Source organism: Lacisediminimonas profundi (assembly GCF_008831265.1).
In the GTDB taxonomy this organism is placed as follows: Bacteria; Pseudomonadota; Gammaproteobacteria; order Burkholderiales; family Burkholderiaceae_D; genus Lacisediminimonas; species Lacisediminimonas profundi.
Window position 1 is genome coordinate 455,650 of sequence record NZ_VTTH01000003.1, and the last position, 20,172, is coordinate 475,821.

Consider the following 20,172-nt stretch of genomic DNA (forward strand, 5'->3'; position numbering starts at 1 on the left):
CGTGTCGGAAGCCTGGGTAGTTGCAATCGGCCTGGTGCTGGTCCTGGAAGGGATCGGGCCGTTTGTATTTCCCGCGCGTTGGCGGCAAGTCTTTGAATACATCGCCAGGCTCTCTGACGGCCAACTGCGTTTCTTTGGCCTCCTGTCCCTGCTCCTGGGCCTTGCTGTCCTTGGCATTTCCCTAATTTAGCCTGATTTTTTCTGAAGTCCTGTCATGCCCAACTGGCTCCTTCCCGAGAACATTGCCGATGTCTTGCCGTCTGAAGCGCGCAAGATAGAGGAACTGCGCCGGGCGATCCTGGATCGCTTCCGCTCCTATGGCTATGAGCTCGTCATGCCGCCCATGCTCGAGTACCTCGAGTCCCTGCTGCCCGTCGCCGGGCACGGCATGGACCTGCGCATGTTCAAGCTGGTGGACCAGCTGTCCGGCCGGACCATGGGCGTTCGCGCCGACATGACGGTGCAAGTCGCGCGCATCGATGCCCACTTGCTCAATCGTCCCTCGGTAACCCGGCTGTGCTATGCCGGCAGCGTGCTCCATACCCGGCCGTCGGGCTTGCACGCCACCCGCGAACCCTTCCAGATCGGAGCCGAGATCTACGGCCATGCCGGGCTGGAAGCCGATGCCGAGATACAGGAACTGGCCCTTGCCGCGCTGGATCTCGCCGGATTTTCGCGCGTGCGCCTGGACCTTTGTCACGTCGGTATTTTCCGCGCGCTGACAGCAATGGATGCTGTCGCAACCAGGCTCAAGGACGAGATCGGCGCCTTGCTGCGCGCCAAGGATGTGCCGGGACTGCAGGTGGTCACGCAGGATTGCCAGCCGCCGGTGCGCCGCGCGCTGCTGGCATTGCCGACACTGTACGGCGACAGCAAGGTGATCGAGCGTGCCCGCGAAGTGCTGCCGGACGACCCGTCGATCCGGCGCGCGCTCGACGAATTGCAGTCGCTGGCCGATCTGGCCGATCCCTCTTCGGTCACGGTCGACCTGGCCGACCTGAGCGGTTATGAATACGAGAGCGGCGCGATGTTTTCGGTCTACGTTCCCGGCCTGCCGAACGCGGTGGCGCGCGGCGGGCGCTACGACCAGGTCGGGGAGGCATTTGGCCGTGCACGGCCGGCAACCGGATTTTCGATGGACCTGCGCGAACTCGCGCGGCTGATGCCGATGGCCGAGCCCAAGGCGGCGGTGCGCGCGCCGTGGGGCAGGGACGACGGGTTACGCAATATGATTGCAGGCCTGCGGGCTGCGGGCGAGGTCGTGATACAAAGCCTGCCCGGGCATGAAAACGATCAGGACGAGTTCGAGTGCGATCGCGCAATCGTGCTTGAAAATGGAAAATTGATACTCAAAAAGTTGGAAAAATGATGTCGAACAAGAGCATGGCAACAAACGTGGTGGTGGTCGGAACCCAATGGGGCGACGAGGGCAAGGGCAAGGTCGTCGATTGGCTGACCGACCATGCGCAGGGCGTGGTGCGCTTCCAGGGCGGCCATAACGCCGGCCATACGCTGGTGATCGGCGGGCAGAAGACGGCATTGCAGTTGATCCCGTCCGGGATCATGCGTGCGGGCGTGGCCTGCTACATTGGCAATGGCGTGGTGCTGTCCGTGCCGGACGTGCTGCGCGAAATCGACAAGCTGCAGGCAGTCGGCGTGGAAGTGATGTCGCGCCTGAAGATTTCGGACGCCTGCCCGCTCATTCTTCCGTATCACACTGCGCTCGACGCAGCCCGTGAAACAGCGCGCGGCGCATCGAAGATCGGCACTACCGGCAAGGGCATCGGCCCGGCTTACGAAGACAAGGTGGCGCGCCGCGCAATCCGCGTTGCCGACCTGCTCATTGCCAAGCGGTTTTCCGAGAAGTTGCTGGAAAACCTGGATTACCATAATTTCGTGCTCACCCAGTACCTGAAAGCCGACCCTGTCGACTACCAGAAGACGCTGGATGAAGCGCTGGCCTATGCTGAACGCATCCGTCCGATGGTGACCGATGTGTCGAGCGCGCTCTATGCAGTGCACCAGGCCGGCGGCAGCATCCTGTTCGAGGGCGCGCAGGGCAGCCTGCTGGACGTCGATCATGGCACCTATCCGTACGTCACCTCCAGCAACTGCGTGGCCGGCAATGCGGCCGCTGGCGCCGGCGTCGGTCCTGGCATGCTGCACTATGTGCTGGGCATTACCAAGGCTTACACCACGCGCGTTGGCTCCGGTCCGTTCCCGTCGGAACTGCCGACCGACCAGGGCGTTGGCAAGCACCTGGCGAGCGTCGGCCATGAATTCGGCACGGTCACCGGGCGTGCGCGCCGCTGCGGCTGGTTCGACGCGGCCCTGCTGAAGCGCTCGGTCCAGATCAACGGCGTGACCGGCGTCTGCCTGACCAAGCTCGACGTGCTGGACGGGCTGCCGACGCTGAAAATCTGCACCGGCTACAAGGTGGATGGCCGCGATGTGGACATCTTCCCGAGCGGCGCTGAGGAAGCAGCGCTCTGCGAGCCGGTATATGAAGAGATGCCCGGCTGGAGCGAGACAACCGTTGGCGCCAGGTCGATGGACGCGCTGCCGCCTGCGGCAATCGCCTACATCAAGCGCATCGAGGAGTTGATCAAGGTGCCGATTGACATGGTCTCCACCGGCCCCGACCGCGAAGAGACGATCGTGCTGCGCCATCCGTTCAAATAATTCGCGACGTGCCGGCATCGGACGACAAGCACCTGTGGGTGAACTGGGACGAGTACCACCGCGAAATTGAAGCGCTGGCTCTTCTGGTTCACAAATCCGGCTGGAAATTCGACCAGATCCTGTGCCTGGCACGCGGCGGCCTCCGGCCCGGCGACGTATTCTCGCGGCTGTTTCAAGTCCCCTTGGCGATTCTTTCCACCAGTTCGTACCGGGCAGAGGCGGGGACGGTGCAGGGCGAGATCGAGGTCAGCACCCATGTCAGCACCACGGCGGGGCCCTTGAAGGGGCGGATATTGCTGATCGACGATCTGGCGGATTCAGGGGTGACCCTGAAGGCGGTGCACAGGCAATTGCAGTCATCATTCCCGGAAGTGACCGAGGTGAAGACGGCAGTGATCTGGTGCAAGGCTTGCTCGTCGTTTACACCGGATTACTACCTCCGCTACCTGGATACGAGTCCCTGGATTCATCAACCGTTCGAAGAGTATGACGGCATGACGATCGAGGGACTGAAGAGGAAATGGGGCGAGTGAGCTGACAAGGCCCGCTTTTGCTGGAATGGCCCGCTGCTGCGGGCTTTTTTTCGGCGGTAATCCTGGCAATTCAATTGACGCGCTTCAGGCGTTGACCGTAGATGCCCCAGACGCAATCAACCCCATCTACCGTCCCGAATAGTGCCCAGCCGTTGCCAATCTTCCTGGCCGTCACTTCGATGCCAAGTTCGGCTGCCAGCCGTTGAGCCCACTGTGTTGCCGAACCCTGTCCTTTGAATAGCTCGTTCCCGTTGACGATTACCGTTCCGTCAAACACCGGGAGCGCAAATACTGTTGTCACTGATTTTTCCTTCAAGCAGGTTTAGGTCGCGCCGGAATAATTGGCCGCGAATGTTGCGACCTTCGGGATGTCCGGTTGGTCGTCGCAGCCATCATTCTACTGGTGGATAGCTTGAATGGACCAAATGCTGCCAAGCCGGTGATCAGCAATGTGCTCAGCTTGCGAGGGAGAGGACAGGGCAGAAAGGCCAGCCCTGTCCCTCTTTTGTACTTCAGCCCCTCAATGCGATTTCCCCGGGGGGGGGCGTGGCGACGGAATCCCGGCTGTGTCGTACGCTACTTGCCACCTTGTTTGATAGTCGCCTTCAGACCGTCGAGTTGCTCCCTGACTTTGCCGTTGAAAAGCAGCCCCGCCTTTCCCTGCTTGGGAACGCCTTCCATTTCGAGAATATCCGCGACGATCTGATAGCTGACGCCGCCATTGTGATCGCCGCCGTCCGCAGCGATATTCTGCGCTCCGTAAAAAACTGCTGGCGCAGGCAGCCCGGGAGCGAGCGTAGACGGGAGCAACTGGATCGGCACGAGGTAGGTGTTCGCGATTTCAGCTGCTACTTGCAGATTACCGTTGCAGCGCTGACCGGGCGGATCCTTCGCGATGAAGGTCAGGACTTTACGCCCCTCCCGGTCGAGAGCACCAGGAACGGCTAATGACATTTTTTCGGCGGCGACAGCCGTCGATGCCAGCAACACAGAAACTGCCAGGGCTGCCAGCCGGGGCCGCAAAGTTTTTTTCATGTTGTCTCCTTGTATCGCATATTTCTCGCGTGCACCTTATTTGGCGGTAGCGCGCCGATAGGCATCCATGCCTCCTCGCGCCTGCCACTCAGCGAATCCACCATGCAGGATCCGCACGTTTTCAAATCCCGCCATGCGCAGCGCCATGGCGACCTGGCCGGAGAATGAGCCGGTGTTGCAATACACAAGGATCGTCTTGTCCTTGGGCAGCCGATTCCGCTCGGCAAACACCTTGCGCCATTCAATATTCACTGCGCCGGGGATGTGCTCCTTCGAAAACTGGCCCGCGTCACGCACATCCAGGGCGTAAATTTTCTTCCAGTCGGCCTCGGGTATTTGCTGGGCCGCAATGGTCCCGCTGTTGTAATCGATGAAGTCGAAATAGGACTCCAGCGACTCGACAGCAGCCTTGTCGAGGGCCGCGTGCGCGGCCAAGGGCGAACACAGGGCAAGTGCCGCCACCACGGCGAAGCTTCTCAGGCGATTGGATGCGTACTTTGGTATTGCCATTTTTTGTCTCTCGTTTGTTGTGTTGGATAAATCAGGGCGCCGGGTTGAGGCGCGGGTGGGTCTCTTCACCGAAGTGGAACAAGGCGAGGCCGGACAGGATCATCGAGCCAGCCACGAACCAGAATGCATACTCGATGTCGCCACCCAGGGCCGCAGCGGCGCCCAGGCCGAGTGCGCCAATCCCATACCCCAGGTCGCGCCAGAAGCGATAGATCCCGATCGCCGAGGCCCTCCAGTCCGGATGGGCAATATCGGCCACTGCCGCGCTCAGATTGGGATAGAGCATCGCCATCCCAAGGCCGGTGACCGCGGCGGAGATGCTCCACCAGAGCGAGCCGGCACCAAGGGGAAACGCGGCCACGCCGAGGCCGCAAATCAACATGCCTGCCACGTTAAAGTAGTGGCGGCCGAACCAATCGGACATCCGGCCCGTGAAAAACTGGGAGACGCCCCAGGTAAACCCATATACGCCGACGACCCATCCGATCGCTGGCAAGCTGAGGCCTTGCTTGTGGAGGTACACCGGCCAGAAGGCCCATACCAGCGCATCGACGAATTTCTCCACCAGGCCGGCCTGGCACAGGGCTGCCATGCGCCGGTCCCGCCACGTCATCAGCGCAAACATCTCGCCGGTCGAGGGTTCGGCGCGTGTGACGCTGGCATAGCGCGGCTTGAAGGAAGCGATGCTTTGTATTGCAGCGTGCGCCTTGATCTCGGCTCTCGCCCACGGGAGCGTCTCGACCACTGCGACCAAAGCCAGCAAGGTGGCCAGGCCAATCACCGCGATTCCGAACCACAGCAAACCTGCTCGCGGCCCCCACAGCGAAGCGGCGTATCCGGTCAGGATGCCGGCGAGCGCAACGCCCAGGTAGCCCGAGAATTCGTTCAGGCCGATGACGAATCCCCGCTGGTCGGCGCGCGTGATGTCCAGTTTCGAGGTCTGCGTCATCGACCAGGTCAGCCCCTGGTTGACGCCCAGGAGAATGGTCGCGAACACGATCCAGCCCCACGAGGGCGCAAAATAGACCAATGGCGGGATCGGCAGTGCGGCCACCCAGCCCAGCAGCAGGACATGTCGACGTCCCATGCGCTCGGCCATGCGCCCCGCCAGGAAATTCATCGCGCCCTTCACAAATCCAAAGGCAACGACAAAAGCCGCGAGCAGCATGAATGAGCCGCGCGGCACGCCGAACTCTGTTTCCGCCAGGGCCGGCACGACATTGCGCATCATGCCGATCGTCATGCCGACCAGCAGCACCTGAAGCAGTTGATGCAGGACCTGCGACAGGTTGGCGCGGATGCCGAATATCCTGGAACTGGATTCAGGCATGCTCATGCCCGGACCGGGGAGGGCAAGGGGAGGAAAACAAGATCTGCTCCCGACTCAAAAAACCAGCACTTTGTCGGCCCACGCGGTCCATTGCGCCAGCTCATCCAGGGTGCTTCGGTGCGCGCCGGCCAGTAGCGACGTCTCCTGTATGCCGCGCGCATCCATGCAGGTGCCGCAAACGCCAATTTCGGCGCCGTGCCGGACTGCGCCGCCCAGCATCAACTCAAGGTTGTAGAAGCCGGCCGGGACCTTTTGGCCAGAGTGGGCGGCACTGGCAGCATCGCCGATCAGGAATATGCGTACCTGATCCTCCGCTAGCCTGGACAAGGCTCCTGCGAGCCGGGCGCCGTTGTAGGTTCGTTCGCTGCCGTAGGGCGCGTCGTTGAAGATCAGCAGGGTTTTCATGATGCGCTATGCCTCGATCGGGAATCCGTTTGCCCGCCACTCCGCGACGCCATCCTGAAGGTGCTGCGCCCGGTATCCCTTCTTGCGCAGCAGTTCGACCGCGTCCCGTGCCATCAGGCAAAACGGACCGCGGCAATAGGCGACGACAGGCGTGTCTTTCGAGATCTCTTTCAGCCGCCGCCCGAGCTCGGCGACCGGAAGCGAGCGAGCGAATGGCAAATGGGCCGCTGCGAATTCTTCTTGGGGCCGGACATCGAGTATCACCACTTCGCCGGTGCGCGCCCTGGCCAGGATCATTTCCCGATCCAGCTCCTCAAGTTGCTCCGGCTGCTCGACCAGGCCCTTCAGGGCCAGTTGCAGTTCGACCAGACGCTCCTCTGCCTGGGAGCGCAAGGCTACCCACAGATCGGCGACGCCGTCGCTGGCAAGCCGGTACAGGATGTATTTGCCATCACGTCGCGTCTCGACCAGGCGCGCCTCGCGCAAGGCCTTCAGATGCGCGCTTGCAAGCTTGACGCTGATCGCGGCCTGCTCGGCCAGCAACTCGACCGCCTTTTCTCCCTGGCACAGGAGTTCCAGCAGTTCCAGGCGCTTGGGGCTTGCCAGCGCCTTTCCAACGCGCGCCACTTGCTGGTAGAGGTGATCTTTGATTTGTCTCATTCGCTCATTCTAACGAAGTTTGGAATGAAGTCAATTCCGGCCCCGCCGGCCGCGTCTTGCACCGTCTCCGACATATCCCGACGAGCTCGGAAAGCATCGGCTCCAGTCCTGCACTCAGTGGAGCTGGGCCATGTCGAGGGGGGGGGCTGTCCTTTGGCATCCTCATCGGCCAACTTATGCAATTGATTTCATATTGGAATACTTGCCACTGCTGCGTACCATATCGGACGCACCGGACGCACCGGACGCACCGGACGCGCCGGACCCGGACCGGACCGGACCGAACCGAACCGAACATAAGAACATGGCCCCCGACGTTCGAATTGACCGCGCCCGCAAGTAGCGCATCTCAGAATTCAGGCCGCCACCCATTTTCCATTTGCATGCACATCCTTGACGCCATTCGCGATGCCTTCACGCTGCTCTTCTCGGGCGATCCGGCGCTCTGGCTGATCATCTGGATTTCGCTCAAGACGACAGCGGTCGGCCTGCTGCTGGCGGGGCCGCCGGCCATCCTCGCGGGCTATCTTGTGGCCACGCACAACTTCACCGGACGGCGGCTTGTCATCTGGCTGGCGCAAGTGTCGCTGTCGATGCCCACGGTGCTGATCGGCCTGCTGCTATACCTGATGCTGTCGCGCCAGGGGCCTCTCGGTGGGCTGGAGTGGCTCTTCTCCCAGGCGGGTGTGATTGCCGGCCAGGCGCTGCTCGGGTTTCCGGTGCTGCTGGCTTTCACGCTGGCGGCGGTGCAGGCTTCCGACCCGCGCCTGGCAGAGACGGCGATCACGCTTGGCGCCTCCCGCGCCAGGGTCATGTGGACTGTTCTGTACGAGGCGCGATTTGGCGTGATGGCGGCAGTGACGACCGGCTTCGGCCGTATCATTTCCGAGGTGGGATGCGCCATGATGGTGGGCGGGAACATCGAGGGGGAAACCCGCACCATCACCACGGCCATCGCGCTTGAAACCAGCAAGGGCGAATTCGCCCAGGGAATCGCGTTGGGTATCGTACTGGTGACCATCGCCTTGTTCGTCAACGCTGCGCTGATGTTGCTGCAGGGTGATGCGCGGGCGGTGAGTGCAACCGCCTGATACAGGAGCGTGCAGCTCGACTCCGGTCCGGCCGCACAAGTTGGCTACTTCAAGCTGGCTACTTCGAGCTGACTACTGATCGAGAGATTTGAACAGGCACGCCGCGCTGTCCGGGCACATGGCGGTGAATTCGGCTGTCGCCTGGATTGGTGCCGGCGCTGCCGCGCGCTCCATGCGCTGGTACCCATGATGCTCGAAGAATGATGTGGCCGAGGTTGTCAGCAGATAAAGGTGCTGGATGCCGATCTCCGCGGCGTGCGTTTCTATCGCTTCCAGCAAGCGGCTCCCGAAACCTTCTTCCCGGTGGTTCGTGTCGACCGCAAGCGAGCGCAGCAGGCCATCCTGCCCGAACGGCTCCAGGCCAACCGACCCCACGATCCGCTGACCCTGTGCCAGCACGATGAAATGATTGAGTTTTGCCTGATCGAGGTCGTCAGCCGGCAGCCCGCTGTTGGTGAGCAGCGTCTTCAGGGAGGGCAGGTCTTCCGGCCGGGGAGTGCGAATGGTGAACATGGTGGCGGCGCTTTCATGGTGAGCGGCCCGGCAATGGCGCGGGCCGGGGGCATGCGGTAAGGAGTTCTTTATTATGCGGCCGGGGAGGGCGGCAGGTGCATTCGCATTGGGGCGGCCTCGTAGCACCGGTTTCGTCGATCAACGTCCACGGTTCGGCTTGCAAGCCGAACCGGCTCGGACGGCGCGAGGCATGCCTGGCGAAACCCTGTCCTCGAACCACGGAGGCACTGGTTGCGAAGCGCGCAGGCGCTTCGCTCGTGATCCCCAAATGAAAAAAGCCGGTCGATTTCTCGACCGGCTTCTTGCATTTTGGTGCCCACGGAGGGACTCGAACCCCCACACCTTGCGGCACATGGACCTGAACCATGCGCGTCTACCAATTCCGCCACGTGGGCTAACGAAGAAGATGATTATAGCTGAAAACTGACGCACGTCAATTCCCTTGATCGAATATTTCACAAAAAAAGATCAATACCTCTGTTTGCACAGTCGGCAAAACTGGGAACTGTCCGCTACACTGTCGAAGTATTAATCCCCCTCATCACCAAAGCGCACTCTTGAGTCAATTTCCCTATTCCATTCCCAGCAGAGAAGAAATCCTCGGCGTTCTCCGCAAGTCCGGCGAGCCGCAGGATATCGCCGCGATCGCTGGCGCGCTCAAGGTCGGCACCGACCATCTGGACGGGCTGTCCCGGCGCCTGAATGCGATGGAGCGCGACGGGCAGATCAAGCCGGATCGTACCGGCCTGTATCAACTGGCCAATACGAGCAGCTTCGTCGAAGGTCGCGTCAGCAGCCATCGCGATGGCTATGGCTTCCTGATTCCGGACGATGGTACCGAAGACCTTTTCCTGTCGGAAAAGGAAATGCAGAAGGTGCTGCACGGGGACCGGGTGCAGGCGCGCATCACGGGTACCGACCGGCGCGGACGGCCGGAAGGCAGCATCGTTGAAGTGATCGAGCGGGCCAATACTCATGTGATCGGGCGCCTGGTCAACGAGAACGGCGTGTGGCTGGTGGCGCCCGAGGACAAGCGCCTGGGCCAGGATATCCTGGTGCAGGGATCGCCCGGCAAGGCCAAGGCGGGGCAGGTGGTCAGCATCGAAATGATCGAGCAACCCACGCGCTACAGCCAGGCCGTCGGCAAGGTGGTGGAGGTGCTGGGCGAGTTTGACGATCCCGGCATGGAAATCGAAATTGCAGTGCGCAAGTACGGTGTGCCCCACGAGTTTTCCGATACCGCGAAAAAGCTGGCGACCAGGCTGCCGTCCGAAGTGCGACCGGCGGACCTCGACGAACGGGTCGACCTGCGCGACATTCCGCTGGTCACCATCGACGGCGAGGACGCGCGCGATTTCGACGATGCGGTGTATTGCGAGCCGGTCAAGATCGGCCGGACCACTGGCTTTCGCCTGATCGTCGCCATTGCCGACGTCAGCCATTACGTCAAGCCGGGCGATGGCATCGACACCGACGCGCTGCAACGCAGCACCTCGGTCTATTTCCCGCGCCGCGTGATTCCGATGCTGCCAGAGAAATTGTCGAACGGATTATGTTCACTGAATCCCGACGTCGACCGCCTGACCTTGGTGTGCGATGCCGTGATCACCAGCAAGGGCGTGATCAAGGCCTATCAGTTCTATCCTGCGGTGATCCATTCCGCCGCGCGCATGACCTATACCGAAGTCGCGGCCATTCTTGGCAATACCCGCGGGCCGGAAGCAGGACGGCGCCCGGGACTGGTGCCGCACCTGCAGAACCTGTACGACGTGTTCCAGGTGCTGCTGAAGGCGCGCCACGAGCGCGGTGCGATCGACTTCGAAACGACCGAAACCTATATCGTCTGCAATGCGGTCGGCAAGATCGAGCAGATATTGCCGCGCACCCGCAACGAGGCGCATCGTGTGATCGAGGAATGCATGCTGGCGGCGAACGTTTGCGCCGCCGACCTGCTGGAGCGCTTCGAGCATCCGGGCGTGTACCGCGTGCATGCGGCGCCGACCAAGGAAAAGCTCACGCAATTGCGTAACTTCCTGAAGCAGCAGGGGCTGCATCTGGGCGGCGGCGACGACCCCACCGCGACGCAATATGCGGAGCTGCTGAACAAGGTCAAGGACCGGCCGGATGCGGTGCTGCTGCAGACCATGCTGCTGCGTTCCATGCAGCAGGCAGTGTACAGCCCGGAAAATATCGGCCACTTCGGGCTTTCATACGAGGCCTATGCGCACTTCACCAGTCCCATACGCCGCTATCCCGACCTGCTGACACATCGCTCGATCAAGGCGATCCTGAAGGGCAAGCGCTACCAGCCGACCAACATCGACACCAGCGTGCTCAACACCACGCTCTCGAAGAGTGCCCGCAAGATGCAGGTAACGGACAAGGCGCGTGGCAAGAAGAAGATGGAAGGCGACCTTGCGATCTGGGAATCGCTGGGAATTCATTGCTCCGCCAACGAGCGTCGTGCCGACGAGGCGTCGCGCGATGTCGAGGCCTGGCTCAAGTGCTACTTCATCCGCGACAAGCTGGGCGAGGAATTCACCGGCACCATCTCCAGCGTCACCACCTTCGGCATATTCGTGCAGCTCGACCAGCTCTTCATCGAAGGCTTGGTCCATATCACTGAACTCGGCACCGATTACTTCCAGTACGACGAGGCGCGGCACGAACTGCGTGGCGAACGCAGTGGCATCCGTTACCAGATGACGGACCGGGTCAGGGTGCAGGTCAGCCGGGTCGACCTGGACGCCCGCCGGATCGATCTGCGCCTGGTCACCGAATCCGATGCGCGCGGACTGCCTAAGCCTGGACGCAGCGCCGAAGGCGGCGCAGGGCGCACCAAAAAACCACGAGCCGCGGAACCCAAGCCGGCCAGTGCTCCAAAAAAAGCTGGCAAGCCCAAACGCGGCAGCACATCTCCCAGTAACGACAAGTCGCATGCCCGCAACGGCGCGAGAAAGAAAAGATAACAGCGCATGAAAGGCAAGTTCATATTCGGTTTCCACGCAGTCACCGCAAGGCTGCGCCACGAAGCATCCACCGTCGAAGAGATCTATGTCGACGCCGCCCGTCATGACCGCCGCATGGGCGAACTGCTGCGGGCGGCCAAGGAAGCCAACGTGCGCGTCATCCAGGCCGACGAAACCAGGCTCTCCAATATGGTTGGCACGCGCCGCCACCAGGGTGTGGTTGCCAATGCAGCCGCGCTCGCGCTGGCGCGGACGCTGGACGAGTTGCTGGATGCGGTCGAGGGACCGCCCTTGTTGCTGATGCTCGACGGCATCACCGATCCGCACAACCTCGGCGCTTGCTTGCGTGTGGCGGACGGTGCGGGTGCGCACGCAGTGATTGCGCCCAAGGATCGTGCAGTCGGCCTGAATGCGACAGCGGCCAAGGTCGCCAGCGGCGCCGCGGAGAGCGTTCCCTACATCACCGTCACCAACTTCGCGCGCACCATGCGCGAGTTGCAGGAGCGCGACATCTGGATCACCGGCACCACGGAAGATGCAGAGAAGACCTTGTTCGAAGCAGACTTCAGCGGCGGGGTCGCGTTGGTGATGGGTTCCGAAGGCGAGGGCATGCGACGCCTGACCCGGGAGAACTGTGACCTGCTGGTCAGCGTGCCGATGTTCGGCGCGGTCGAGTCCCTCAATGTCTCGGTTGCGTCCGGCATCTGCCTGTACGAAGCCCGGCGCCAGCGCATCGTGCGCGGGATCTGATCCGGGCAATCCACGATCCCGGCTTCCTGCCGTTCAACGCGCTGCCAGCAAAGCCGCGTTGAACCGGCTACCATTACCACTTACGGCTTTTTGCCGACCTCCGCTCGTCACCCTATGTTCAGCCGCCTTCGTGAAGACATCGCCAGCATCAAGCAACGTGATCCTGCCGCGCGCAGTTCATGGGAGGTGCTGACCTGTTATCCGGGCTTGCATGCGATCGTCATGCATCGCTGGGCGGGCTGGTGCTGGGCGCGTGATTTGCGCTGGATGGGGCGGTTCATCTCCCACATCGGGCGCGTCCTCACCGGCATCGAAATCCATCCGGGCGCCACCATCGGCCGGCGCGTATTCATCGACCACGGCATGGGCGTCGTGATTGGCGAGACGGCCGAGGTCGGGGACGACTGCACCATTTACCAGGGCGTGACACTGGGCGGCACCTCGCTCAGCAAGGGCGCCAAGCGCCATCCGACGCTGGCACGCGGCGTCATCATCGGCGCCGGCGCCAAGGTGCTCGGCTCGTTCACGGTCGGCGAAGAAGCAAAAATCGGGTCGAATGCGGTGGTCGTGAAGGAAGTGCCGGCTGGCGCAACGGCGGTCGGCAATCCGGCGCGCATCATCCAGAAGGAGACGCAGTCACCGCGCGACGAGGCTGCTGCGCGAATGTTCTCGGCATACGGGCTAACGCCGCCCGGAGACGATCCGCTGTCCAAGGCCTTGCACGGCTTGATCGACAATGCGGCCACGCAGGAGCAACAGATCAGCCAGATCATTGCGGCCTTGAAGGCAGCAGGGATTGCGTGTCAATCGCCGGAGGCGACGGAAAAATTCAATCCGGACCAGTTGAATCGCCTGGTGGAATAGATGGGGGCAGTGACGATGGCGCAGTGACCGGGAGGTCTCCGCCATGCAGGTCGGTCCGGGCCGCCCGGACGGCGCAATGGGGTAGTGCCTGCCGAAACCCCGTCCTCGACCCTGCCTACAACTTCACCGCGGTATAAGCGCCAGCCTGGTCCAGTTCCAGCCATCCCCCGCGCGCCGTGCCATGATCCAGGTCCCAATCCGGCAATACATGCCTGACCAGTCCATTGGGATAAGCATGCAGTGCCGGCCGGTGCGTATGCCCGTGAATCATCACCTGTGCGCCGCTCTGCTGGAATAACTGCTGAACCGCCTGCTCATTGACGTCCATGATCTCGGGCGTCTTTTCGCGCTGCGCTTCACGGCTCTGGCGCCGCATGTTTTCAATGATCAACTTCCTCTGCGACAGCGGTTGTGCCAGGAATTGTGCCTGCCAGGCTGGCTGCCGGACTTGCGCGCGAAATGCGAGATAGGCATGGTCGTCAGTGCACAGCGCATCGCCGTGAGTGATCACGGTGGGCCGACCGGCTAGCGTCAGTGATGTGGGGTCATCGAGCCGGTGCAAGCCGGACTCGGTGGCAAATCGATCGCCGACCAGGAAATCGCGGTTGCCGGCAATCCAGGAAGTTTCGACGCCGGCGTCGCGCACCGCGCGCAGGGCCGTCACGATTCTTCGATTGAACTCGCTGTCCAGGTCGTCGTCGCCCGCCCAGTATTCGAAGATGTCGCCCAGCAGGTACAAAGCCTGCGCAGCCGGCGCGGTCTCTTCAAGAAAGCGAAGAAAGCGCGCGGTGGTGCGCGGCAGTGCGGCGTCGAGGTGCAGGTCCGAGACAAACAGCGCGAGCATGGAGGACGGCGTGTGCGCGCTGCTTGTCACCGGGTGCCCTTTAAATGATTTCAGCTTTTTCGATCACGATGTTTTCGGCAGGAACATCCGAAAACATGCCGCTGCGGCCGGTCTTGACCGACTTGATCTTGTCGACCACTTCGGTGCCTTCGCTGACCCGTGCGAACACGCAGTAACCCCAGCCGTCCTGGCCCGGGTAGTCGAGGAAACTGTTGTTTTTCACGTTGATGAAAAACTGCGCGGAGGCGGAGTGCGGATCGCTGGTGCGCGCCATGGCAACCGTGTAGGGCTCGTTCTTCAGGCCGTTGTTGGCTTCGTTCTCCACTGGATCGCGGGTCGGCTTCTGCTTCATGCCGGGTTCGAAGCCGCCGCCCTGGATCATGAAGCCATCGATGACGCGATGAAAGATGGTGCCGTCATAGTGCCCGTCACGGACATAGGCGAGGAAGTTTTCAACCGTCTTCGGGGCCTTGTCGGCGTTGAGTTCCAGCGTGATCTTGCCGTGATTGGTGTGGAGTACGACTGCCATGATGATGAGTCCTTATGAAAAATTATGTGTGTGCCGGGCCCGGGTTCTGCCGGGGCCCGGCCATGCTGCCTGCTGTTACTTGACGACCGAAGCGACGACCGAAGCGCTCTCTATCATGACCGGCGTGACCGGCACGTCACCCGGTCCGGTCTGCACTGCCTTGATCTTGTCCACGACGTCGGTTCCCTTGATGACCTTGCCGAATACCGTGTAGCCCCAGCCATCCCGGGCCGGGTAATTGAGGAAGTTATTGTTTTTTACGTTGATGAAGAACTGGGCGGTTGCCGAATGCGGCGCGGATGTACGTGCCATTGCGACCGTGTAAGTGTCATTCATCAGGCCGTTGCCGGCTTCATTCTGTATCGGGCCGCGCGTCGGCTTTTGCTGCATGTTGCGGTCGAAGCCGCCCCCCTGGATCATGAAGTTGCCGATTACGCGGTGGAACAGGGTGCCGTCGTAGTGTCCCGACTTCACATACTCCAGGAAGTTCTCGACGCTTTTGGGCGCGCGGTCCGGATACAGTTCGAGAACGATGTTACCCATGCTGGTCTTCAATTGCACCTGCGGCGCGTCGGCAGCCATGACGGCCGGCACTGCGGTTGCAGTGGTCAATGCAGCAAGGAACAGGATGATTTTTCGGCGCACATGCAACATGTTCTGGACCTCGGTGTGGGGCGGGAAAGATGGATTGGCAAGCAGGGGAGACGGGCTGTCGATGACTCCGCCAAACTCGATGGCGGGGCGGCGATTTCCTGATGCTATACTGCCGCGAATCCCGAATTTTATCAAAATAAGGACGTCAGCAGGTTGGCAGACCGGCACCTGGCGCGAGCGCGCGTTCAGAATGCATACCAGTCCGCGACGGCTTCCTGACTCCAGCAGCACAACCCCAATGAGTGTCCTGAAGATATACAACACGCTTGCGCGTGAAAAGCAGTCCTTTGCGCCGCTCGAACCGGGCAAGGTGCGCATGTACGTGTGCGGCATGACCGTATACGACTATTGCCACCTCGGACACGCGCGTGTGATGGTCGTGTTCGACATGGTTCAACGCTGGCTGCGCGCAAGCGGGCTGGACGTGACCTATGTGCGCAACATCACGGACATCGACGACAAGATCATCCGCCGCGCGGTCGAGAACGGCGAGACGCTGTCGCACCTGACCCAGCGCTTCATCGACGCCATGCACGAAGACGCCGATGCGCTGGGCGTGGCCCGTCCCGACCATGAGCCGCGCGCCACGGCCTACGTGCCGCAGATGCTGAGCCTGATCGGCCAGCTCGAACAGAACGGCCTTGCCTATCGGGCTGACGACGGCGACGTCAATTTTTCGGTGCGCGACTTTCCGGGCTACGGCAAGCTCTCCGGCAAATCGCTGGACGACCTGCGCGCCGGCGAGCGCGTCGATGTCAGCACCGGCAAGCGCGATCCGCTCGACTTCGTGTTGTGGAAAGCGGCCAAGCCCGCTGAGCCCGCCGAAGCGAAATGGGAATCGCGCTGGGGCACGGGCCGGCCGGGCTGGCATATCGAATGCTCGGCCATGGCGACCGACCTGCTCGGCCAGCACTTCGATATCCACGGCGGCGGTCAGGACCTGCAGTTTCCCCATCACGAGAACGAGATTGCGCAGTCGGAAGGTGCGCATCGCGGGCAGTTCGTCAACTTCTGGATGCACAACGGCTTCGTGCGGGTCGACAACGAGAAGATGTCGAAGTCGCTCAACAACTTCTTCACCATCCGTGAAGTGCTCAAGAGTTATGACGCCGAGGTGGTGCGTTTCTTCATCCTGCGCGCCCATTACCGTAGCCCGCTCAATTACTCCGACGCCCATCTCGACGACGCCAGGGGCGCGTTGACGCGGCTGTACACGGCACTGAAGGAAACCCGGCCCGATGCGCTCGAATTGGACCAGGGCGAGCCGCATGCAGTGCGCTTTGCCGATGCGATGAACGACGATTTCAATACGCCGATGGCGGTCTCGGTGCTGTTCGACCTGGCCAACGAAATCAATCGCACGCATGACGCAGCGCTGGCGCGGCAGCTCAGGAAGCTGGCAGCCATCCTTGGCCTGTTGCAGCGCGAGCCGCAGGCCTTCCTGCAATCCGGGACCGGCAGCGCACCATCCGGACCGTCCGATGAAGAGGTGGCGAAACTGATAGAACTCCGGGCCACGGCCAAGAAGGCAAAAGAATTCGCCAAAGCCGATGGCATTCGCGCCGATCTGCTGGCTGCCGGCATTGTCCTCGAGGACAAGCCGGGCGGCGTGACCGAATGGCGGAGGGCCTGAGTTCAATGCCACGTACGAACACCAATACCGCCGCCGCCGCCGTCACGGTCCCCGAATACTGGGAGCAGGCCAAGCAGGAGTTGATGAAGCGCGATCGCATCATGCGCAAGCTGATACCGAAGTTCGGCGACCTGCACCTGACCGGACGCGGCGATCCCTTCACCACGCTGGCCAGGTCGATCGTGGGCCAGCAAATCTCTGTCAAGGCAGCCGAGACCGTATGGCAAAGGCTGCTGGAAGAGTGCCCGCAATGCACGCCGGCACAAATCCTGAAGAGTGGCGACGTCAAGCTCGCGAGCTGCGGTTTGTCAAAACGTAAAGCTGAATATATCAGCGACCTGGCGCAACATTTCAAGGACAAGAAGGTCCATGTGGCGTCCTGGGAGGAAATGGGCGACGAGGACGTGATTGCCGAGTTGATCCAGATTCGCGGCATCGGGCGCTGGACAGCGGAGATGTTTCTGATATTTAATCTGCGGCGTCCCGATGTATTGCCGCTGGACGACGTCGGCTTGCTGCGCGGCATCAGCGTCAATTATTTTTCGGGCGAGCCGGTCTCGCGCAGCGATGCCCGTGAAGTTGCCGCCAACTGGGAGCCGTGGCGAACGGTCGCCACCTGGTACCTGTGGCGCAGTCTGGACCCGGTGCCGGTAGAATACTGATATCGGACGGCTTGGCCGCCCGATCCTCTCTTGTCCATGTACGGAGAAAGAATGAACAACAAGGTTTCCTTCCTCAATTTTGAACAGCCGATCGCCGAGCTGGATTCCAAGATCGAAGAATTGCGTTTTGTGCAGGACGACTCCGCGGTCGACATTTCCGAAGAAATCGACCGCCTGTCCAAAAAAAGCCTGCAGCTGACAAAAGACATCTACGCCAAGCTCACGCCCTGGCAGGTATCGCAGATTGCGCGCCATCCGCAGCGTCCGTACACGATGGACTACGTGAACGAGATCTTCACCGATTTCCACGAACTGCACGGCGACCGCAGCTATGCCGACGACCTGTCCATCGTCGGCGGCCTGGCCCGTTTCAACGGTCAGCCCTGCATGGTGATCGGCCATCAGAAGGGCCGCGACACCAAGGAGCGGGCGCTGCGCAATTTCGGCATGCCCAAGCCCGAAGGCTATCGCAAGGCAATGCGCCTGATGAAGGTGGCCGAGAAATTCGGCTTGCCGATATTTACCTTCGTCGACACCCCCGGCGCATTTCCAGGCATCGATGCCGAGGAGCGCGGCCAGTCCGAAGCGATCGGACATAACCTTTACGTGATGGCCGAACTCAAGGTGCCGCTGATTGCCACCATCATCGGTGAAGGCGGCTCCGGTGGCGCGCTGGCGATTGCCGTCGGCGACGCGGTGCTGATGCTGCAATACTCGACCTACGCCGTGATCTCGCCCGAAGGCTGCGCCTCCATCCTGTGGAAGACGGCCGACCGTGCCGCTGACGCCGCCGAGGCGCTCGGCCTGACCGCGCATCGCCTGAAGGCGATGGGCCTGATCGACAAGATCATTACCGAGCCGGTCGGCGGCGCCCATCGCGATCCAAAGCAGATGGCGGCAATGCTGAAGCGCGCGCTGGCCGACACCCTGCGCCAATTCCAGGGCGTCAAGACCAAGGATTTGCTGGCTGCGCGCCTGCAAAAGCTGATGAGCTATGGCAAGTTCAAGGAAATTTCGCAGCCTGAATAAGCTCGAATCCATCCCCGCCGCGTTCGAACGCGCGCTTGGAGTAATCCGGGCGCGCGTTTCTGTTTCCGCTTCTGGCTTTGCACCCGCTTCTGGCGCGGGTGGTGATGGCGATCGCAGCGAAGGCAGCGACCAAGCATTTGCGATCGGCGTCGGTTACAGCGGCGGACTCGATTCCTCGGTGTTGCTATTACTGGCCGCCGAATATGGCCGCCGTCACGGCGTGCGCGTGGAGGCCTTGCATATCCATCACGGGCTGAGCCCGCATGCGGACGAGTGGGCCGCGCATTGCCGCCGCACCTGCCAGCAGCTTGGTGTTGAACTGCACGTGTCGAAAGTCAGCGTCGCCGGCGCCGGGCAGGGCATCGAATCAGCGGCGCGCACGGCGCGCTACGCCGCGCTGGGGCAAGCCTGCGTTGCACGCCGCCTGCCGGTTCTGCTCACCGCCCATCATCAGGACGACCAGGCCGAAACCGTGCTGTTGCAACTGCTGCGCGGGGCCGGCGTTGCCGGCTTGTCGGGCATGGGGGAGGGTGAGCGCCGCCCCGATTTGTTCGGCGCCGATGTCCTGCTTGCCCGCCCTTTGCTCGGGCTCCGGCGGGCCGCACTTGAAGCGTTTGCCGCGCAGCGCGAACTCGAATGGGTGACGGATGAATCCAACCAGGACACGCGCTACCGGCGCAATGCCCTGCGCCATGCCGTGCTGCCGGCGATGGAACAGGCTTTTCGCGGTTGCGCGCCCCTGATTGCCCGCAGCGCCCGCCACATGCAATCGGCGCAAGGCTTGCTGGACGACCTGGCGCGCATTGACCTGGCCGGATGTTCGCAGGATGGTGGTGACACGCTGATGGTGGAGAAGCTGGCACGGCTTTCCGATGCCCGCGCCGATAATCTGCTGCGCTACTGGCTGGGACAGCACGCACTTCGCATGCCGAGCACCGCACAGCTGGAGCAGATTCGGCAACAGATGCTGCTGGCCGCGCCGGATCTTCACCCGCTGTTCCCGATCGGCCAGTTCGACCTGCGCCGCAACGCTGGCCGATTGCAGCTGTACCTGCGGGAAGGCGCCTGGGAGCCGCAGGAAGTCCGCATCAACTGGCGCGGCGAGGAAGTCATCGAACTGCCAGCGTGGCATGGCCGGCTGATCTTCGGCAGCTGCGACGGACCGGCCATTCCGGAGGCGGCATTGCGCCGGTCGGTCCTGAGCCTGCGTCCGCGCCAGGGGCATGAACGGCTGAAGCTGGCCGCAAACCGGCCGTCGCGCTCGATCAAGAACCTGTTCCAGGAAGCAGCCATTCCCGCTTGGCGCCGTCCGTCGCTGCCGCTGATTTATCTGGGAGACGAGTTGCTTGCGGTGGGCGGCATCGGCACCGATTGCCGGCTGCTGGCAACCGGACCGGGCATCACGCTCGCATGGCAAGCGGGCTGAACAGCATTCCCTCGGATGCCTCCGGCGGCTGGTGGATTTGCAGGGTGTCCCGC

General features: G+C 62.1%; 22 protein-coding genes and 1 tRNA gene. 12 read left to right on the plus strand and 11 right to left on the minus strand.

Annotated features, from left to right (window positions below; genetic code table 11):
- Position 1: 1 nt before the first annotated feature.
- The 4 genes from FVE66_RS11785 to FVE66_RS11800 are packed head-to-tail and all read left to right on the plus strand — an operon-like array spanning position 2 to position 3,215.
- Complete coding sequence (locus tag FVE66_RS11785; RefSeq protein ID WP_151447613.1) at positions 2-190, plus strand: DUF2065 domain-containing protein; 189 nt, start codon at positions 2-4, stop codon at positions 188-190.
- Positions 191-214: 24 nt separating this feature from the next.
- Positions 215-1,369 carry an ATP phosphoribosyltransferase regulatory subunit gene (locus tag FVE66_RS11790; protein WP_151447614.1) on the plus strand — a complete coding sequence of 385 codons (1,155 nt, stop codon included), beginning with the start codon at positions 215-217 and terminating at the stop codon, positions 1,367-1,369.
- Positions 1,369-2,682, plus strand: coding sequence for an adenylosuccinate synthase (locus tag FVE66_RS11795; RefSeq protein WP_151447745.1), 1,314 nt, complete (start codon positions 1,369-1,371; stop codon positions 2,680-2,682). The genes FVE66_RS11790 and FVE66_RS11795 overlap by 1 nt, the downstream gene beginning before the upstream one ends.
- Before the next feature lie 8 nt (positions 2,683-2,690).
- Positions 2,691-3,215, plus strand: coding sequence for a phosphoribosyltransferase (locus FVE66_RS11800; RefSeq protein WP_151447615.1), 525 nt, complete (start codon positions 2,691-2,693; stop codon positions 3,213-3,215).
- Between the two features lie 70 nt (positions 3,216-3,285).
- Here the strand turns inward: FVE66_RS11800 and FVE66_RS11805 are convergent, their stop codons facing one another.
- The 6 genes from FVE66_RS11805 to FVE66_RS11830 all read right to left on the minus strand — a co-directional run bounded on the left by FVE66_RS11805 (position 3,286) and on the right by FVE66_RS11830 (position 7,155).
- Complete coding sequence (locus tag FVE66_RS11805) at positions 3,286-3,516, minus strand: hypothetical protein (RefSeq protein WP_151447616.1); 231 nt, start codon at positions 3,514-3,516, stop codon at positions 3,286-3,288.
- A 275-nt stretch (positions 3,517-3,791) separates the two neighbouring features.
- Positions 3,792-4,250 (minus strand): hypothetical protein, encoded by a 459-nt coding sequence (locus FVE66_RS11810; RefSeq protein ID WP_151447617.1) that lies wholly within the window; start codon positions 4,248-4,250, stop codon positions 3,792-3,794.
- 36 nt (positions 4,251-4,286) lie between these two features.
- The gene (locus tag FVE66_RS11815) at positions 4,287-4,760 is read right to left on the minus strand and encodes a rhodanese-like domain-containing protein (RefSeq protein ID WP_151447618.1); all 474 of its coding nucleotides are present in this window, start codon (positions 4,758-4,760) and stop codon (positions 4,287-4,289) included.
- Positions 4,761-4,791: 31 nt separating this feature from the next.
- Entirely contained in the window at positions 4,792-6,096 is a 1,305-nt protein-coding gene (locus tag FVE66_RS11820) for an MFS transporter (RefSeq protein WP_151447619.1), read from the minus strand.
- 48 nt (positions 6,097-6,144) lie between these two features.
- Positions 6,145-6,495, minus strand: coding sequence for a DsrE/DsrF/TusD sulfur relay family protein (locus FVE66_RS11825; protein ID WP_151447620.1), 351 nt, complete (start codon positions 6,493-6,495; stop codon positions 6,145-6,147).
- Between the two features lie 6 nt (positions 6,496-6,501).
- Positions 6,502-7,155 carry an ArsR/SmtB family transcription factor gene (locus FVE66_RS11830; protein WP_151447621.1) on the minus strand — a complete coding sequence of 218 codons (654 nt, stop codon included), beginning with the start codon at positions 7,153-7,155 and terminating at the stop codon, positions 6,502-6,504.
- Positions 7,156-7,538: 383 nt separating this feature from the next.
- On the opposite strand from FVE66_RS11830, the gene FVE66_RS11835 reads away from it, so the two are divergent.
- Positions 7,539-8,246, plus strand: coding sequence for an ABC transporter permease (locus tag FVE66_RS11835; RefSeq protein ID WP_151447622.1), 708 nt, complete (start codon positions 7,539-7,541; stop codon positions 8,244-8,246).
- 72 nt (positions 8,247-8,318) lie between these two features.
- Here FVE66_RS11835 and arsN2 read toward each other — a convergent pair whose 3' ends face one another.
- Both arsN2 and FVE66_RS11845 read right to left on the minus strand, forming a co-directional pair.
- Entirely contained in the window at positions 8,319-8,759 is a 441-nt protein-coding gene (gene arsN2 / locus FVE66_RS11840) for an arsenic resistance N-acetyltransferase ArsN2 (protein WP_151447623.1), read from the minus strand.
- 310 nt (positions 8,760-9,069) lie between these two features.
- A tRNA-Leu gene (locus tag FVE66_RS11845) sits at positions 9,070-9,154 on the minus strand.
- A 162-nt stretch (positions 9,155-9,316) separates the two neighbouring features.
- Between FVE66_RS11845 and rnr the strand changes: the two genes are divergently transcribed.
- From rnr to cysE, 3 genes are all read left to right on the plus strand, one after another.
- A complete protein-coding gene (gene rnr / locus FVE66_RS11850; RefSeq protein WP_151447624.1) occupies positions 9,317-11,728 on the plus strand; it encodes a ribonuclease R in 2,412 nt (803 codons plus the stop codon).
- Positions 11,729-11,734: 6 nt separating this feature from the next.
- Positions 11,735-12,478, plus strand: coding sequence for a 23S rRNA (guanosine(2251)-2'-O)-methyltransferase RlmB (rlmB, locus tag FVE66_RS11855; protein WP_151447625.1), 744 nt, complete (start codon positions 11,735-11,737; stop codon positions 12,476-12,478).
- Between the two features lie 114 nt (positions 12,479-12,592).
- Positions 12,593-13,342: a serine O-acetyltransferase gene (cysE, locus tag FVE66_RS11860; protein ID WP_151447626.1), complete on the plus strand. Its 750-nt coding sequence runs from the start codon at positions 12,593-12,595 to the stop codon at positions 13,340-13,342.
- A 115-nt stretch (positions 13,343-13,457) separates the two neighbouring features.
- Here cysE and FVE66_RS11865 read toward each other — a convergent pair whose 3' ends face one another.
- The 3 genes from FVE66_RS11865 to FVE66_RS11875 form a co-directional block, all read right to left on the minus strand.
- On the minus strand, positions 13,458-14,186 hold the full coding sequence (locus tag FVE66_RS11865) for a UDP-2,3-diacylglucosamine diphosphatase (RefSeq protein WP_151447746.1): 729 nt from the start codon (positions 14,184-14,186) through the stop codon (positions 13,458-13,460).
- 40 nt (positions 14,187-14,226) lie between these two features.
- A complete protein-coding gene (locus FVE66_RS11870; protein ID WP_151447627.1) occupies positions 14,227-14,715 on the minus strand; it encodes a peptidylprolyl isomerase in 489 nt (162 codons plus the stop codon).
- Positions 14,716-14,790: 75 nt separating this feature from the next.
- On the minus strand, positions 14,791-15,369 hold the full coding sequence (locus FVE66_RS11875; protein ID WP_151447628.1) for a peptidylprolyl isomerase: 579 nt from the start codon (positions 15,367-15,369) through the stop codon (positions 14,791-14,793).
- A gap of 238 nt (positions 15,370-15,607) precedes the next feature.
- Here FVE66_RS11875 and cysS point away from each other — a divergent pair, with 238 nt between their 5' ends.
- From cysS to tilS, 4 genes are read left to right on the plus strand one after another with little or no spacing between them, the layout of a single operon-like run.
- On the plus strand, positions 15,608-17,002 hold the full coding sequence (cysS, locus tag FVE66_RS11880) for a cysteine--tRNA ligase (RefSeq protein WP_151447629.1): 1,395 nt from the start codon (positions 15,608-15,610) through the stop codon (positions 17,000-17,002).
- Positions 17,003-17,007: 5 nt separating this feature from the next.
- Positions 17,008-17,664 carry a DNA-3-methyladenine glycosylase family protein gene (locus tag FVE66_RS11885; protein WP_151447630.1) on the plus strand — a complete coding sequence of 219 codons (657 nt, stop codon included), beginning with the start codon at positions 17,008-17,010 and terminating at the stop codon, positions 17,662-17,664.
- 51 nt (positions 17,665-17,715) lie between these two features.
- Entirely contained in the window at positions 17,716-18,693 is a 978-nt protein-coding gene (locus FVE66_RS11890; RefSeq protein ID WP_151447631.1) for an acetyl-CoA carboxylase carboxyltransferase subunit alpha, read from the plus strand.
- Entirely contained in the window at positions 18,659-20,119 is a 1,461-nt protein-coding gene (tilS, locus tag FVE66_RS11895) for a tRNA lysidine(34) synthetase TilS (protein ID WP_151447632.1), read from the plus strand. Before FVE66_RS11890 ends, tilS begins: the two co-directional genes overlap by 35 nt.
- Positions 20,120-20,172 lie beyond the last annotated feature (53 nt).

Coding starts and splice junctions, on each gene's coding strand:
- FVE66_RS11790 (WP_151447614.1), top strand. CDS start 215: ATGCCCAACTGGCTCCTTCCCGAGAACATTGCCGATGTCTTGCCGTCT.
- FVE66_RS11795 (WP_151447745.1), top strand. CDS start 1,369: ATGTCGAACAAGAGCATGGCAACAAACGTGGTGGTGGTCGGAACCCAA.
- FVE66_RS11810 (WP_151447617.1), bottom strand. CDS start 4,250: ATGAAAAAAACTTTGCGGCCCCGGCTGGCAGCCCTGGCAGTTTCTGTG.
- FVE66_RS11815 (WP_151447618.1), bottom strand. CDS start 4,760: ATGGCAATACCAAAGTACGCATCCAATCGCCTGAGAAGCTTCGCCGTG.
- FVE66_RS11820 (WP_151447619.1), bottom strand. CDS start 6,096: ATGAGCATGCCTGAATCCAGTTCCAGGATATTCGGCATCCGCGCCAAC.
- FVE66_RS11825 (WP_151447620.1), bottom strand. CDS start 6,495: ATGAAAACCCTGCTGATCTTCAACGACGCGCCCTACGGCAGCGAACGA.
- FVE66_RS11830 (WP_151447621.1), bottom strand. CDS start 7,155: ATGAGACAAATCAAAGATCACCTCTACCAGCAAGTGGCGCGCGTTGGA.
- FVE66_RS11835 (WP_151447622.1), top strand. CDS start 7,539: ATGCACATCCTTGACGCCATTCGCGATGCCTTCACGCTGCTCTTCTCG.
- arsN2 (WP_151447623.1), bottom strand. CDS start 8,759: ATGTTCACCATTCGCACTCCCCGGCCGGAAGACCTGCCCTCCCTGAAG.
- rlmB (WP_151447625.1), top strand. CDS start 11,735: ATGAAAGGCAAGTTCATATTCGGTTTCCACGCAGTCACCGCAAGGCTG.
- cysE (WP_151447626.1), top strand. CDS start 12,593: ATGTTCAGCCGCCTTCGTGAAGACATCGCCAGCATCAAGCAACGTGAT.
- FVE66_RS11865 (WP_151447746.1), bottom strand. CDS start 14,186: ATGCTCGCGCTGTTTGTCTCGGACCTGCACCTCGACGCCGCACTGCCG.
- FVE66_RS11870 (WP_151447627.1), bottom strand. CDS start 14,715: ATGGCAGTCGTACTCCACACCAATCACGGCAAGATCACGCTGGAACTC.
- FVE66_RS11875 (WP_151447628.1), bottom strand. CDS start 15,369: ATGTTGCATGTGCGCCGAAAAATCATCCTGTTCCTTGCTGCATTGACC.
- cysS (WP_151447629.1), top strand. CDS start 15,608: ATGAGTGTCCTGAAGATATACAACACGCTTGCGCGTGAAAAGCAGTCC.
- FVE66_RS11885 (WP_151447630.1), top strand. CDS start 17,008: ATGCCACGTACGAACACCAATACCGCCGCCGCCGCCGTCACGGTCCCC.
- FVE66_RS11890 (WP_151447631.1), top strand. CDS start 17,716: ATGAACAACAAGGTTTCCTTCCTCAATTTTGAACAGCCGATCGCCGAG.
- tilS (WP_151447632.1), top strand. CDS start 18,659: ATGGCAAGTTCAAGGAAATTTCGCAGCCTGAATAAGCTCGAATCCATC.